Annotated in this window: 14 protein-coding genes; 11 read left to right on the forward strand and 3 right to left on the reverse strand. The window is 73.6% G+C overall.

The window, feature by feature from the left end; genetic code table 11:
* The first annotated feature begins 42 nt into the window (after nucleotides 1–42).
* Nucleotides 43–690 carry a hypothetical protein gene (locus tag EV383_RS14450; RefSeq protein WP_130290399.1) on the forward strand — a complete coding sequence of 216 codons (648 nt, stop codon included), beginning with the start codon at nucleotides 43–45 and terminating at the stop codon, nucleotides 688–690.
* Between the two features lie 142 nt (nucleotides 691–832).
* Complete coding sequence (locus EV383_RS14455; protein WP_130294427.1) at nucleotides 833–2386, forward strand: AMP-binding protein; 1554 nt, start codon at nucleotides 833–835, stop codon at nucleotides 2384–2386.
* Nucleotides 2387–2390: 4 nt separating this feature from the next.
* On the opposite strand, the gene EV383_RS14460 is transcribed toward EV383_RS14455, so the two are convergent.
* Nucleotides 2391–3752: a L,D-transpeptidase gene (locus EV383_RS14460; RefSeq protein WP_130290400.1), complete on the reverse strand. Its 1362-nt coding sequence runs from the start codon at nucleotides 3750–3752 to the stop codon at nucleotides 2391–2393.
* Between the two features lie 154 nt (nucleotides 3753–3906).
* Here EV383_RS14460 and EV383_RS14465 point away from each other — a divergent pair, with 154 nt between their 5' ends.
* The 4 genes from EV383_RS14465 to EV383_RS14480 are packed head-to-tail and all read left to right on the forward strand — an operon-like array spanning nucleotide 3907 to nucleotide 8250.
* A complete protein-coding gene (locus EV383_RS14465; protein ID WP_130290401.1) occupies nucleotides 3907–5106 on the forward strand; it encodes a cysteine desulfurase-like protein in 1200 nt (399 codons plus the stop codon).
* A 41-nt stretch (nucleotides 5107–5147) separates the two neighbouring features.
* Nucleotides 5148–6311, forward strand: a complete 1164-nt coding sequence (locus EV383_RS14470) for an ABC transporter substrate-binding protein (protein ID WP_130290402.1) — start codon at nucleotides 5148–5150, stop codon at nucleotides 6309–6311.
* Nucleotides 6312–6319: 8 nt separating this feature from the next.
* Nucleotides 6320–7474, forward strand: a complete 1155-nt coding sequence (locus EV383_RS14475; RefSeq protein ID WP_242623099.1) for a FecCD family ABC transporter permease — start codon at nucleotides 6320–6322, stop codon at nucleotides 7472–7474.
* On the forward strand, nucleotides 7471–8250 hold the full coding sequence (locus EV383_RS14480) for an ABC transporter ATP-binding protein (RefSeq protein ID WP_130290403.1): 780 nt from the start codon (nucleotides 7471–7473) through the stop codon (nucleotides 8248–8250). Before EV383_RS14475 ends, EV383_RS14480 begins: the two co-directional genes overlap by 4 nt.
* 36 nt (nucleotides 8251–8286) lie before the next feature.
* On the opposite strand, the gene EV383_RS14485 is transcribed toward EV383_RS14480, so the two are convergent.
* Nucleotides 8287–8778, reverse strand: a complete 492-nt coding sequence (locus EV383_RS14485; RefSeq protein ID WP_242623100.1) for a MarR family winged helix-turn-helix transcriptional regulator — start codon at nucleotides 8776–8778, stop codon at nucleotides 8287–8289.
* A 132-nt stretch (nucleotides 8779–8910) separates the two neighbouring features.
* Between EV383_RS14485 and EV383_RS14490 the strand changes: the two genes are divergently transcribed.
* From EV383_RS14490 to EV383_RS31185, 4 genes are all read left to right on the forward strand, one after another.
* The gene (locus EV383_RS14490; protein ID WP_130290404.1) at nucleotides 8911–10161 is read left to right on the forward strand and encodes an FAD-dependent monooxygenase; all 1251 of its coding nucleotides are present in this window, start codon (nucleotides 8911–8913) and stop codon (nucleotides 10159–10161) included.
* Between the two features lie 237 nt (nucleotides 10162–10398).
* Nucleotides 10399–11226, forward strand: a complete 828-nt coding sequence (locus EV383_RS14495) for an amino acid kinase family protein (protein WP_130290405.1) — start codon at nucleotides 10399–10401, stop codon at nucleotides 11224–11226.
* Nucleotides 11226–12044 (forward strand): amino acid kinase family protein, encoded by an 819-nt coding sequence (locus EV383_RS14500; RefSeq protein ID WP_130290406.1) that lies wholly within the window; start codon nucleotides 11226–11228, stop codon nucleotides 12042–12044. Before EV383_RS14495 ends, EV383_RS14500 begins: the two co-directional genes overlap by 1 nt.
* Before the next feature lie 115 nt (nucleotides 12045–12159).
* Nucleotides 12160–12315, forward strand: coding sequence for an epoxide hydrolase N-terminal domain-containing protein (locus EV383_RS31185; protein ID WP_165438351.1), 156 nt, complete (start codon nucleotides 12160–12162; stop codon nucleotides 12313–12315).
* Between the two features lie 58 nt (nucleotides 12316–12373).
* Here the strand turns inward: EV383_RS31185 and EV383_RS14505 are convergent, their stop codons facing one another.
* Complete coding sequence (locus EV383_RS14505; protein ID WP_130290407.1) at nucleotides 12374–13519, reverse strand: MerR family transcriptional regulator; 1146 nt, start codon at nucleotides 13517–13519, stop codon at nucleotides 12374–12376.
* Between the two features lie 132 nt (nucleotides 13520–13651).
* On the opposite strand from EV383_RS14505, the gene EV383_RS14510 reads away from it, so the two are divergent.
* Nucleotides 13652–14035, forward strand: coding sequence for a hypothetical protein (locus EV383_RS14510; RefSeq protein WP_130290408.1), 384 nt, complete (start codon nucleotides 13652–13654; stop codon nucleotides 14033–14035).
* The last annotated feature ends 15 nt before the right edge of the window (nucleotides 14036–14050 follow it).

A 14050-nucleotide genomic window follows, 5' to 3' on the forward strand; every position in this document is an offset into this window, starting at 1 on the left:
CAGCGGTGGGCACGCCGCGTCCCTCGGAACAGAGGAGTCCTCATGAACGTCTCGCGCATCATCGGTGCTGTCCTCAGCGCCACCGTCATGGTCGGGACGGGCGTGGCTCTCGCCGCCCCCGCCTCTGCGGCGCCGCCGGCCGTCAACACGGTGGCGTCGGCCAAGACCGAGTGCGACCGGAACACCGAGCGGGCCATCCTGCCGGTGTACGTGCTGAACCGGGACTCCGCCCCGATCGACGTCCGCGTCACCACGCCCTACGGCGAGGTCAAGCAGTCGAAGATCGCTCCGGGGAAGGCCTACTACCACCGCTTCGACACCGGACGCGGGTCCGTCGCAGCCGGGACGGTGACGATCGCGGCCTACAAGTTCCAGAACGGCAAGGGCTTCTACGCCACCTCGACGGCGGCGTTCAACGCCTCGTCGTGCGTGGTGGACCCGCGCCTGGACACCCGGGCCGTCGACTCCGACCGCGACGGTCGGATCAACGCGGTCTCGGTGCGCAACGTCGGGGCGCACACGATCCAGGCGCGCATCTCGGGCGTGGCCGGGAGCACCGCGAGGACGCTGGCCCCGGGGCAGACGTTCACGGTGGCCGATCGGGCCGACCGGTCGCCGGTGGCCGTGGTGACGGCGTACAAGTTCGTCGAGGGCAAGGGCTACTTCACCTCGCGGACCGTCCGACCCTGATCGTTCCCACCACGGCGCAGCTGGACGGGGGGAGCTCTCGTCCGGTCTTGCTGGCGGGAGCCGGGCGGGGGAGGGTTCGGCTGTGACCGACACCGCTGCCGTTCCGTCCGCCGCCGTCCACCCGGCGGGAGTGCCCTCGGACCTGGAGTCGTTGTCGTTCGAGACGCTCACCCCGGTCTCCTACCTCGACCGGGCCGCGGCCGCGCACGGCGAGCGCGTCGCCGTCGTCGACGGGGACCTGCGGTTCACCTACGCCGAGCTGCACGACCGCTGCCGTCGCCTGGCCGGAGGGCTCGCGCCCCTGGCGCAGGGCCGGCCGGTGGCGGTGCTCGTGCCCAACATCCACGTCGGGCTGGAGGCGGCGTTCGGCGTGCCGTGGGCGGGGGTGCCGCTGGTCGCGGTGAACACCCGGCTCAGTGCCGGCGAGGTCGCCTACATCCTGGAGCACTCGAACGCCGCCGTGCTCGTGCACGACCCCGTCTTCGACGAACTGGTCGCCGACGTGCTGGGGCGCATGGACGCCCGGCCCACGGTGGTCCGCGTCGGCGAGGACTACGAGAAGCTGATCGCGGACTCGGAACCGCTGGCGGTCGTCCCGGACGACGAGCGGTCGCTGCTGTCGATCAACTACACGTCCGGCACGACCGGCAAACCCAAGGGCGTGATGTACCACCACCGGGGCGCCTACCTGCAGGCGTTGTCGATGGTCGGCCACACCGGGCTGACGCCGTCGTCGGTGCACCTGTGGACGCTGCCGATGTTCCACTGCAACGGCTGGTGCTTCCCGTGGGCGGTGACCGCGGCCGCCGCGACGCACGTCTGCCTGCCGAAGGTCGACCCGACGACGATCTGGTCGCTGGTCCGCGAGCAGGGCGTCACCCACCTCAACGGCGCCCCGACCGTGCTGTCGATGATCGCCTACGCGCCCGAGGCCGGACCGGTCGAGACGACGGTGAAGGTCGCGACCGGCGGCGCCCCGCCGAGCCCGGCGATCCTGCGCCGGATGGCCGAGCTGGGCTTCGACGTCACGCACCTCTACGGCCTGACCGAGACGTTCGGCCCCGCCATGATCTGCGACTGGCAGCCCGAGTGGAACGACCTCGACGGCGAGACCCAGGCCCGGATGAAGGCCCGCCAGGGCGTCGGGAACATGATCGCCTGCGCGGTGCGGGTGATCACCGACGACGGGTCCGACGCTCCGGCCGACGGCGAGACGACCGGCCAGATCGCCCTGCGCGGCAACAACGTCATGCTCGGGTACCTCGACGACGAGGAGGCCACGCGCGAGGCCGCGCCGGACGGCTGGTTCCGCACCGGCGACATCGGCGTGATGCACCCGGACGGCTACGTGGAGCTGCGCGACCGCTCCAAGGACGTGATCATCTCCGGCGGGGAGAACATCGCGTCGGTGGAGGTCGAGCAGGCCATCGCCGACCATCCCTCGGTCCTGGAGGTCGCCGTGATCGCGATTCCGGACGAGCGGTGGGGCGAGGTCCCGGCCGCCTACGTGACGTTGCGTGACGGCGAGTCGGCGACCGAGGAGGAGATCATCGAGCACGTGAGGACGCGGCTGGCCCGGTTCAAGGCGCCGAAGACCGTCACGTTCACCGAGCTCCCGAAGACCTCCACCGGGAAGATCCAGAAGTTCGTGCTGCGCGACGAGGCGTGGTCCGGCCAGGAGCACCGGATCCGCTGAGGTCCTAGCTCGCCCGGGCCAGGGCGGACATCGACTTCCAGTCCGCCCAGGTGATCGCCCAGTCGTAGATGTCGCCGTCGGCCGCCGAGAGCTTCTCGGTGGTGCCGGTGACCTCGACCGGGTCGCCGAAGATCGCGGTGTCGAAGTAGGCGCGCGCGTTCTTCGTCGACAGGTTCACGCAGCCGTGGGTGACGTTGCTGTTGCCCTGCGACGACGTCGACGCGGGGTTCGCGTGGATGAACTCGCCGTTGTTGGAGATCCGCACGGCCCAGTACTGGGGCAGGTCGACGTAGCCGTAGTCGCGGTTGGTCATGAGGACCTTCTGCGACTTGCTCATGACGACGTGGGTGCCGCTGCGGGTGACCCGGCGCGGGTCGGACTCCTTGCCGTAGGAGGCGTCGTACGTGCTCACCGTCTTCCCGTCGCGGACCACCACGAGCTGGTGGCTCTGCGCGTCGGCCTTGACGATCTGGCTGCGCCCCACGGTGAACGTGCTGCTCAGGTCCTTCGCCGGGTAGCCGGCGTCGCCCAGGTCGAGGCCGTAGAGCGGTGCGTCCACGGTGACGGTGGTGTTCGCCGGCCAGTACGTCCGCGGGCGGTAGTGCACGCGCGAGCCGTCGGCAGTGTCGGGCAGCCACGCCCAGGCACCCTCGACCTGCTTCGACGTGCGCACGCTCAGGGCCCGCTCGACATCGGCCTTGGCCTTGGCGCTCAGGTCCCGGTCGAACGTGATGATCACCGGGGCGCCGACGCCGACCGTCGCGCCGTCCCTGATGTTCATGCTCGCCCGCGCGGTGCGGGCCGGGTCGACGGTGCCGAACTGCCCGGTCAGCGGCGTGACGGTGCCGTCGGGGCGGACCCAGGACCCGCTCCAGCGGTAGGTGGCGTCGTAGCCGAGCGGCTCGGAGACCGACCAGGTGCGGCCGTCGGGGGCGAGTTCTCCCTTCACCGCGTCGCCGTCGGTGTTCGTCAGGGCCACGTCGCGCAGCTCACCGCTGGTCACCGTCGTCCGGACGGCGTCGCGCGGCTTGACGCCGGTGGCCCCGGCGAGCGGGCTGGCGGTGAGGACCGGCGGCACGTCGGCCTGCTCGTCGCCGGAGGAGGAGTCGCCGTCGGAGGGGGAGTCGGAGCCCGCGCCGAGCCCCTTCCCGACACCGCTGAGATTGCTCGCGATGGCGTCGCGCACGGAGTCCGACGCGAACGCGGTCGCGCCGCCGGCGGCCAGCGCCGCGACGACCACGCCGACGGCGAGGAGCTTGGCCAGCGTGCGACGGTGCAGGGTGATGGATCTGTGGCGCAGGGACCGCGGGCCGGACCGCCGCCCGGGGCGGTGCCGTCCTCGCGACCGCTCCCAGGAACGAGACATGTGATGCATGATCACAAAGTCTCGGCACCGCATGGTCAACTTATGATCACGATTCGGTAACCCGGGTGGGTCACTGAGGGGTCGCACACGCGCCGTCCCGGTGCGAGGCTCGACCCGCCGCCCGACCGGGTGGGAACGAACAGGGGGCAGCTCCATGAGTTACGACGTCGCCGCGGTGCGCAGCCGGTTCCCCGCGCTGCGGGCCGGGATCGCGCACTTCGACGGCCCCGGTGGGTCCCAGGTCCCGGACGCGGTGGCCGGAGCGGTCGCCGCCGCGATGACCTCGCCGCTGGCCAATCGCGGCGCGATCACCCCCGGGGAGATCGCCGCCGACGCGATCGTGCTCGGCGCCCGCGCCGCGATGGCCGACCTGCTCGGCGCCGACCCGCGCGGGATCGTGTTCGGGCGCAGCATGACCGCGGTGACGTTCGACCTGGCCCGGACACTGGCCGCGACCTGGTCGCCGGGCGACGAGATCGTCGTGACCCGTCTGGACCACGACGCGAACATCCGCCCCTGGCTCGTCGCGGCCGAGGCGGCCGGGGTGACGGTGCGGTGGCTCGACTTCGACCCGGAGACGACCGAGCTCGACGACGTGTCGTCCGTCCTCTCGGAACGGACCCGGCTGGTCGCGGTGACCGGGGCGTCGAACCTGGTGGGGACCCGACCGCCGGTCCGGCGCATCGCCGACGCCGTGCACGCGGCCGGGGCGCTGCTGATGGTGGACGGGGTGCACCTCACCGCGCACGCACCCGTGGACGTCGCGGCCCTGGGCGCGGACCTCTACGCCTGCTCGCCCTACAAGTTCCTCGGCCCGCACTGCGGAGTGCTCGCCGCGGCGCCGGACCTGCTGGAGACGTTGCGCCCGGCGAAGCTGGCGCCGTCGGCGGACACCGTCCCGGAGCGCTTCGAGCTGGGCACGCTGCCCTACGAGCTGCTCGCCGGGACGAGCGCGGCCGTCGACTTCCTGGCCGGGCTCGCTCCCGGCGGGGCCGCGGACCGGCGCGGGGCGCTCGCGGCGTCGATGCAGGCGGTGCACGCCCACGAGGAGCCGCTGCGCGAGCGGATCGAGAAGGGCCTGGCCGAGCTGCCCGGCGTGCGGGTGCGCTCGCGGGCCGCAGAGCGCACGCCGACCCTGCTGGTCACCTTCGACGACCGCGACCCGGCGCAGGCGTACCGGTTCCTCGCCCAGCGCCGGATCAGCGCACCGGCCAGCTCGTTCTACGCGCTGGAGGCGTCTCGCCGGCTCGGCCTCGGTGACACCGGGTCGTTGCGGATCGGTCTGGCTCCCTACACCGACGACGCCGACGTCGACCGTCTGCTCGACGGGCTGGCGGCGTTCGTCGGAGGGTGAGCGCGACGAGCTGAGGGTCTGACGTATGTGAGACTGCTCAGATGAGCCTGCGACGACCCCCGACCGGTCTCCTGGTCGTGCTGCTGCTGATCGCCGGGTGCTCGGCTCCGGCGACGTCGCCGCCGGAGGCGCCCGGCTGCGTCCCGGCCCCGGCGGCGGCGACCGACTTCCGGTTCGCGCGCAACGTCGCGATCGAGCAACGCGACGGCTACCGGGTTCTGACGGTGGCGCAGCCCTACCCGGGCGCAGCACCGCAGTCGGTGGTGCTCGTGTCCTGCGACGCGCCGGATCCGGCCCTCCCGCCGGACCTGGCCGGCGCGGGCGTCGTGCGCACACCGGTGACCGGCGTCTACTCCGGGTCCACGACCCAGCTCCCGTTCGTCACCGAGCTCGGCGAGCTCGACCGGCTCACCGGCGTCGCCGACCCGGCGCTGGTCAGCGACCCGGCGGTGCGGGCGCGGGTCGACGCCGGGGGTGTCGCCACGTTCGCGCCCGGTGGCATCACGAACGCCGAGCAGGTGATCGCGGCCGCGCCCGGCGTGCTGTTGAGCCAGGGCACCGACGACCCGGCGTTCCCCGCCCTGCGGGCGGCACGGATCCCGGTCATCGGGTGGGCCGAGTACCTGGAGAACGGCCCGCTCGGCCAGGCCGAGTGGATCAAGGTGATGGGCGCGCTGACCGGCCGCGAAGCCGAGGCCGCCACCGCGTTCGACGCGATCGCGCAGCGCTACACCGAGCTCGCCGGCCGGGTCCGCGGCCGGGCCCCGGTGCCGATCGTCGCCGGCCAGCCGATGCAGGGCACCTGGAACGTCCCGGCCGGCGGCTCGACGGCGGGCACCCTGTTCCGCGACGCCGGCGCGACCTGGTCCGGCACCGCGACCTCGGCCACCGGGAGCCTGCCGCGCTCGCTCGAGGCGGTGCTCGCCGCGGACGGCGGGGCCCGGACCTGGCTGGCCGACGGCCCGTGGCGGACCACCGCCGACGTCGCCTCCACCGACCCCCGCCTGCCCCGGATCGCCGCGGCCGGACCGGGCGGGCAGGTCTGGACCCGGGACCGGCTGCTCGGGCCGGGCGGCGGGAACCAGATCTTCGAACGCGGTGTCGCGCACCCCGACGAGATCCTCGCCGACCTGGTCGCGATCCTGCACCCCCAGCTCCTGCCCGGGCACGGCTTCGTCTACTACCGCCGGGTCCCGGCGGGGTGACGGGCACGGTGAGACCGGACCGGGACGGTCGGACCGCGGGTGGGGCCCGTCCCCGCCGGATCGCGGGCCGGCCCGGTGCGGGCGACACCGGGGACCACCCGGCCGGCCGGTCCGGGACGGGTGTCGCACTGGTGCTGGCCGGGCTCGGAGTCGCGGTGGTCGCGGCGTTCGCCCTGGCCGTGACGCTCGGGTCGGTGACGATCCCGCTCGGCGACACCGTCGGATCGCTGCTGGGGGCGGGGGACACACGCCTGGACGTCCTGATCCGCGACGTCCGGGTGCCGCGCGCGGTGACCGCCGCCCTGGTCGGGGCGGGTCTGGGGGCGGCCGGGCTGCTGACCCAGACCCTGTTCCGCAACCCGCTCGCCGAGCCGTACGTCCTCGGCGTCAGCGCGGGCGCCGGGCTCGGCGTCGCGCTGTACGTGACGGCCGGGACGGGTGCGGTCGCGGTGTTCGCCACCGGCGGTCTCGGGGCCGCGCAGTCCGGGGTGAGCCGCCTCGGCTCGGTCGGTGCCGCCGCGCTCGGTGCGGCGGTCCTGCTCGCGCTGGTGCTGCTGCTCTCGCGCTGGACCCGGTCGACGGTGACGCTGCTCGTCGTCGGCGTGATGGTCGGGTCCGTCGTCACGTCGGTCGTCAGCCTGCTGCTGGTCTGGACCGACCCCCGCACCGCCCAGCAGTACCTCGTGTGGGGCCTGGGCAGCGTCGACGGCGTCGCGAACACGGACCTCCCGGTGCTCGGCGGGATCGTCGCGGCCGGCCTGCTCGGGGTCGCGCTGCTGGCCAAGCCGCTCGACGCGCTGCTGCTCGGCGACGACTACGCCGCCACGATGGGCGTCGACGTGGCGCGGGTGCGCGGCGTCGTCCTGGTCGTCGCCGCCGTGCTGGCCGGGACGGTGACGGCGTTCTGCGGGCCGGTCGGGTTCCTCGGTATCGCGGTGCCGCACCTGGCGCGGCTCGCCGTCGGCACGTCGCGGCACCGGGTGCTGGTGCCGGCCACCGTGCTGACCGGGGCGCTGGTCGGGCTGGCGTGCGCGATCGTCGGGCATCCGCCGGGGACCGGAACGGTGCTCCCGCTGAACGTCGTGACGTCGCTGGTCGGGGCGCCGGTGGTGATCGTCGTGCTGCTGCGCAGCCGCCGGTTCGCGGCGGGGTCGGTCGGATGAGCCTCGTCCTCGACGGCCTGGCGGTCGGGCACCGGCGCGGACGGCGGGCCCGCCCGGTGCTCGACGGCCTGTCCGCGCACGCCGGGCGCGGGGAGCTGACCGTGCTGATCGGGCCGAACGGCTCCGGCAAGTCCACGCTGCTGCGCACCCTGGCCGGGCTGCTCCCTCCGCTGCGGGGTGCCGCGCTGCTGGACGGCGCGGACCTGCTCGGCCTCGCGCCGGCGCAGCGGGCCCGGCAGGTGGGGGTGGTGCTCACCGACCGCCCGGACGGCGGGCTGCTCACCGGGCGCGACGTCGTCGCGCTCGGGCGGCACCCGCACACCGGGGCGTCGGGCGTCCTGCGTGCGGAGGACCACGCGTGCATCGAGGAGGCGATCGACGCCGTCGGCGCGGGCGCGCTCGCCGGGCGCCGGCTGCAGGAGCTCTCCGACGGCGAACGGCAGCGCCTGCTCGTCGCCCGGGCGCTGGCCCAGCGGCCGTCGCTGCTGCTGCTCGACGAGCCGAGCGCGTTCCTCGACGTCTCCGCGCGGGTGGCGCTGCTCGGGCTGCTGCGCCGGCTCTCCCGCGAGCAGGACCTGTGCGTGCTGCTGTCCACCCACGACCTGGAGCTGGCGCTGCGCCTGGCCGACCGGGCGTGGCTGCTCGACGGCGACGGCGGGTTCGTCGCCGACGCGCCGGACGTGCTGGCCGCGGGCGGGGCGATCGGGCGGGCCTTCGACACCGAGGAGCTCGCGTTCGACCCCGGCGCCGGGGTGTTCACCCTGCGGGAGACGTAGGGCGGAGACGGAAACCGGGCGACGTGGGCCGGGCGACTACAGCGGGTCGGTCGTCATGGACTCGTCGATCGTCTCCGTGGACGTGGTCATGGCGTGGTGCAGCCGGTCGACGACCTCCTCGACGAGGGCGAGCTCGGCCTCGGAGTAGCCGCTGATCGCCGCGTCGAGACGCTCGGCGAGCGGGGCGTAGAAGGCGTCGGCCGCCTCGTTGATGGCCGGGGTGGTGTGCAGCGTGACGATCCGCCGGTCGCTGTGCCCGCGGGTCCGCAGGATGTGCCCCGCGCCCTCCAGCCGGTTCAGCAACGTCGAGGTGGCTCCCGGGGTGAGGGCGATCCGCTCCGCGAGGCGGGCCGGCGTCAGCGGTTCACCGCGTTCCTCGGCGGTCAGGATCTCCACCGCGGCGGCGGCGTCGGTGGTGTGCATCCGCCTGCTCCGCGCGAACACCCGGCCCAGCTCGCTCTGCGTCGCGGCGAAGGCACGCAGCCCCTGCACGACCCGCTCCCGGGCCTCCTGCCTGCCGTCCGTCACGCACACCACCTCGTCGTCGCCGTGAAGCGCGAACCTATCACATTGTAAAGTAGTTTGACCGCAGAATAATTCTGTGGTCGAGTGAGTGCACCAGCGGCCCGACGACGGGGCCGCGGCACGACAGGAGCAGCCATGTCCCGACAACGACGACCCCGCGTCCTCATCACCGGGGGCAGCATCGCCGGACCGGCCCTGGCCTGGTCACTGCACAGGGAGGGGTTCGAGGCGGTCGTGCTGGAGCGTTCGCCGCAGCGGCGGGCCGCCGGACAGAACATCGACATCCGCGGTCTCGGGCACGAGATCCTGCACCGGATGGGCATCCACGACGCCGTCACGGGCAGCCTGACCGGCGAGGTCGGCACGCGTTTCGTCGACGAGTCGGGCCGCCCCTTCGTCGAGGTCTCGCCGGAGGAGGGACGTGACGGTCCCACGGCCCAGGTGGAGATCCTGCGCGGGCAGCTCGCCGGGATCCTGCTCGATCTGATCGCCGACGACGTGGAGGTCCGCTACGGCGACTTCGTCACCGCCGTCGACCAGGACGCCACCGGTGTCGACGTCACCCTGGACAGCGGGCGCCGCGAGCGGTTCGACCTGCTGCTCGTCGCCGAGGGACGCAGCTCCCGGACCCGGCGGCTGCTGTTCGCCGAGGAGGCCCGCACCGTCGACAAGGGCGTCAGCATCGCCTACGGCACGATCGACCGGCGGTCTGCGGACACCGACTGGTGGACCTGGCTGTCGACGACCGGGGGCCGCTCCATCGCGATCCGCCCCGACAACGTCGGCACCCTCCGGGCGCACATGAGCTTCCTGACCCCGCCGTTCGGTTTCGAGACCCTGCCGTCCGACGCCCAGATCGCGATCCTGCGGGAACGGTTCCGCGGCGTCGGATGGGAGACCGACCGGGTCGTCGACGGGTTCGTGGCCCGGCCCGAGGAGTTTTACACCGAGCGGATGTCGCAGGTGATCATGCCCCGGTGGAGCGCCGGGCGGGTCGCGCTCGTCGGCGACGCCGCGTGGGGCTCCGGCCCCACGGGCATGGGCACCACGCTGTCCCTGGTCGGGTCGCACGTCCTGGCCGGCGAGCTCGGCCGGACACTGCGCGAGCCCGGTGCGACACCGGCGGCGGCGTTCGCCCGGTACGAGAAGCTCCTGCGCCGCTACGTCGACAGCGCGCAGGGACTGCCTCCGGGTGCGCCGGGGATCCTGCACCCGATGACGTCCACCGGAGTCTCGATCATGCGGGCGTTCCTGCGCGTCACCACCTCCCGGCCGGTCCGGGGCATCGCCGAGAAGAACCTCCTCACCAGCCAGAAGCACGTGCCCGTCCTGCCGGAGTACCCGCGGCTGCGTGGCCGGGACACCTCGGTGGGCGTCCGGTCCTGAACCCCGGTGACCGCGGAACGTGTGCCGGGTATCACCCGTTCGGCGGTCGTCGACGCGGATGCGGTCCCCGCTGATCATCGTCGCCCGCAGCGTCGGCCCGGCGCGCGACACACCTGCCGCACAACGGCATCCGCGCACGTCACACGGCGATTCGGCAACGGAGCCGGGTCCCGATACGGTCGGTCGCGACAGGCCGCCCGGGACCCTGGCGGCCGACCTGAACCGAGAGGAACCCCGATGACGGGAGCCGCGAGCGCGGCCGAGCTGGAGTCGTTGTTGATGACCCGCTCGCTGAACGACCCGGAGCTGATGGCGGCGACCGACGCCACCCCGGACAAGCCGATCCTGCCCGACGTCTCGGTGATCAAGGTCGGTGGCCAGAGCTTCATCGACCGGGGCCGCGAGGCCGTCTACCCGCTGGTCGAGGAGATCCTCGAGGCGCGCCGCACGCACAAGCTGCTGATCGGCACCGGCGGGGGCACCCGCGCCCGCCACGCCTACTCCCTCGCCGCCGAGCTGGGCCTGCCCACCGGTGTGCTGAGCTCGGTCGGCTCCGCGGTCGCCGGGCAGAACGCGCAGATGCTGGGCTACCTGATGGCCCAGCACGGCGTCCCGGTCGTCGCCGGCGCCGGGTTCGACGCCCTGGCGCTGTACCTGTCCGAGGCCCGCGCCGCGATCTTCGCCGGCATGCCGCCCTACGACATGTGGCAGCCACTGCCCGACGAGGGCGTCATCCCGCCGTACCGGACCGACGCCGGGTGCTACCTGGTCGCCGAGACCTACGGCTGCAAGAACATGATCTTCGTCAAGGACGAGGACGGCCTCTACACGGCCAACCCGAAGAACGACCCGAAGGCCACCCTGATCCCCGAGATCACCGTGGACGAGCTGATCGAGCGCGACCTGCCCGACCTGGTGATCGAGCGTCCGGTGCTGGAGCTGATGCGCAACGCGCGCTACGTCCGCTCGGTGCAGATCGTGAACGGTCTCAAGCCCGGCAACCTGACCCGTGCCCTCGCCGGCGAGCACGTCGGCACCGTGATCACCGCCGGAGGGAAGGCCTGATGAGCAACCCCTACAGCAAGGACGTCCCGTCCCCGCTGGCCCGCCAGACCCTCCTCGACCGTGAGCAGGTCGCACCCGTCGACCAGCGCCAGCCGGTCATCCGGATGCTGCCGTGGCTCCAGGTCGTCGTCCTGGGCGGCCGCTCGATCATCGACCAGGGCCGCGACGTGCTGCTCCCGGTCGTCGACGAGCTGCGCTCGGCCCTGGAGACCCGGAAGCTGCTGATCTGCACCGGCGCCGGCATCCGGGCCCGTCACGCCATGGGCGTCGGCCTCGACCTCGGCCTGCCCACCGGCGCGCTGTCCACCCTGGCCGGCCGCGAGGCCGAGCAGAACGGGCACATGGTCGCCGCGCTGCTCGCCGAGCAGGGCGTATCCTACCTGGGCCACGACACCGTCGCCCACCAGCTGCCGGTGCACCTGGCCGCGTCGAACGCCGCGGTCACCAACGGCTTCCCGCCGTTCGGTGTGCACGAGTTCCCGCCCGCGGTCGGGAAGATCCCCCCGCACCGCACGGACGCCGGCGCGCTGCTGCTCGCCGACGCCTACGGCGCCGAGTCGCTGACCTACGTCCGCGACGTCGACGGCATCCTCGACGGCGACCCCGCCGCCGGTGGCTCGCCGGCGGTGATCCGCAACGCCAAGGCCGGCGAGCTGCTGGCCGACCCGGCCCGCCCGCTCCCGATCGACCGTCTCGCGCTGGAGCTGCTCGGCCGGGCCAAGCACGTCCGGGAGATCCAGATCGTCAACGGGACCACCCGCGGCGCGATCACGAAGGCCCTGGCCGGCGAGCACGTCGGGACGATCGTCACCGCCTGACGGTCTCCCGCGCGGTCGAGGAGCGGCGTACGGGGGCATCCGTACGCCGCTCCTCGCGTTACCGGGAACCGATCGAGGACCGTTGCCGTCCGCATCGGCTCCTAGCGTCGGTCCCATGACGCTCACACCGTTCCGGATCGACGTCCCGCAGTCCGAGATCGACGCGCTGCACCCCCGCCTCGACCTGGTTCGATGGCCCGACGAGCTGCCCGGAGTCGGGTGGGAGTACGGGGTCGCGGAGGGATCCCTGCGCGAGCTGGCCGACCGGTGATCGGAGCCCCGGCGGTGATACGCGACAGCGCTGTCGCGTATCACCGCCGAGCCGCTGATCAGCCGGCCGCGGCCACGTCCGCGACGGCGATCCCGACGTTGTCCGGCGCGCCCGCCGCGAGGGCCAGCCCGGTGAGCCGGTCGACCACCGTGTCCGGGTCGGGGGAGGTGCGCAGGACCTCGTCGATCGCGGCAGCGGACAGCACGGTGTGCACGCCGTCGGTGCAGAGCAGCAGGCGGTCGCCGGCCCGGATCTCGTGCAGCGCGAGATCGGGTTCGGCCGGTCCGTGGCCGTGGACGGCGCGCAGCAGCGTGGAGCGCTCCGGGTGCGACGCCGCCTCGGCCTCGGTGAGTGTGCCCGCCTCGACCATCGAGGCGACGAGGGTGTGGTCGTGGGTGAGCCGGGACAACCGGCCGTCACGCAGCAGGTAGGCGCGCGAGTCCCCGACATGGACGAGGGCCAGCCGGGAGTCGCCCGCCCGGACGAGGGCCGTGAGCGTCGTCCCGCGACCGGGGCCGTCGCCGGGGCCCCCGGGATCCGTGTCGTCGATCCCGGGGTCGTCGAACCCGGGGCCGTCGAACCCGGGGCCGTCGAACCCGGGGCCGTCGAACCCGGGGTCGCCGAGCCGCGCACCGACCCGGGCGACCGCGTCCTGCAGCGTGGCGAGCACGGTGCCCGCGCCGGTGCCGGGACCCAGCTCCGCCACGGTCGAGACGGCCAGGTCACCGGCCCGTCCACCGTCGGGGCCGAACCCGTCGGCGACGGCCAGGTAGCGCTCGCCTCCCGCGGCGCGGTCCTGGTTCTCCGCGCGGACGAGCCCGCGGTCGGAACCGGCGGCGCAGCGCAGGACGAGAGGGGTGGTGGTCATGGCGTCCTCCTCGGACAGGAACCGGACGAGGTCCGCGACCAGGTCACGGCGCACGGCCGTGTCCCGCTCGACCGTGTCCCACCAGCACCGGACGTGCTCCGCCGCGACGCCGGCCGGGGCGTCACAGATCTCCCGGATCCGGGGCAGCGGCATCCCCGCCCGGCGCAGCCACGCCACGAGACGGGCCCGTTCGAGCTGGTCGGGGGCGTAGAGCCGGTAGCCGGTCACCGGGTCGGTGCGGGCGGGAGCGAGCAGGTCGAGCCGGTCGTAGAGCAGCAGCGCCTTGCGGGTCAGCCCGGACAGGCGGGCGAACCGTCCGATCGTCAGCAGCTCCACGTGCGTCTCCTCGTCGCCGGGCACGGTGCCCGGTCGCCGACCACGGTCGACCCGGCCCTCGGGGACGGGTCAAGCCCGGCCCACCGATCATCGGGCACGGAGAGCGGGAGCGGGTGTGTCAGAGTGGTGGAGATGGTCCGGATGAAGGTGCGTGCGCGGAGGCTCTACCTCCCGTTGCTGGCCGTGACGTTCCTGGCGGTCTGGATCATCGGGACGTTCACCACGATCGCCGCGACCGGCGAGAGCGGCGCCGACTCCGAGCGCGACCTGTTCGACCGGGGGAGCGTCGCGCTGCAGGAGGGCGACGCCCCGGCCTTCGGCGAGCTCCTGCTCGACGGCTCCGACAGCGGCTTCGCCCGGGACTACGTGGACCGGCTGACCGCCGCCGGCCGGCCGGAGCTGACCCGGATCGGCACCGACGCCGCCGAGATCCGGTCCGGACGTGTCGTCGTCACCCTGTCGATCACGCAGGAGCGGGACCGCTGGTACCTGAGCCTTCTCCCGCCGGCGAACTGAGCATCGCCGGGGCAG

The sequence above is a fragment of the Pseudonocardia sediminis genome (genome assembly GCF_004217185.1).
Taxonomy (GTDB): domain Bacteria; phylum Actinomycetota; class Actinomycetes; order Mycobacteriales; family Pseudonocardiaceae; genus Pseudonocardia; species Pseudonocardia sediminis.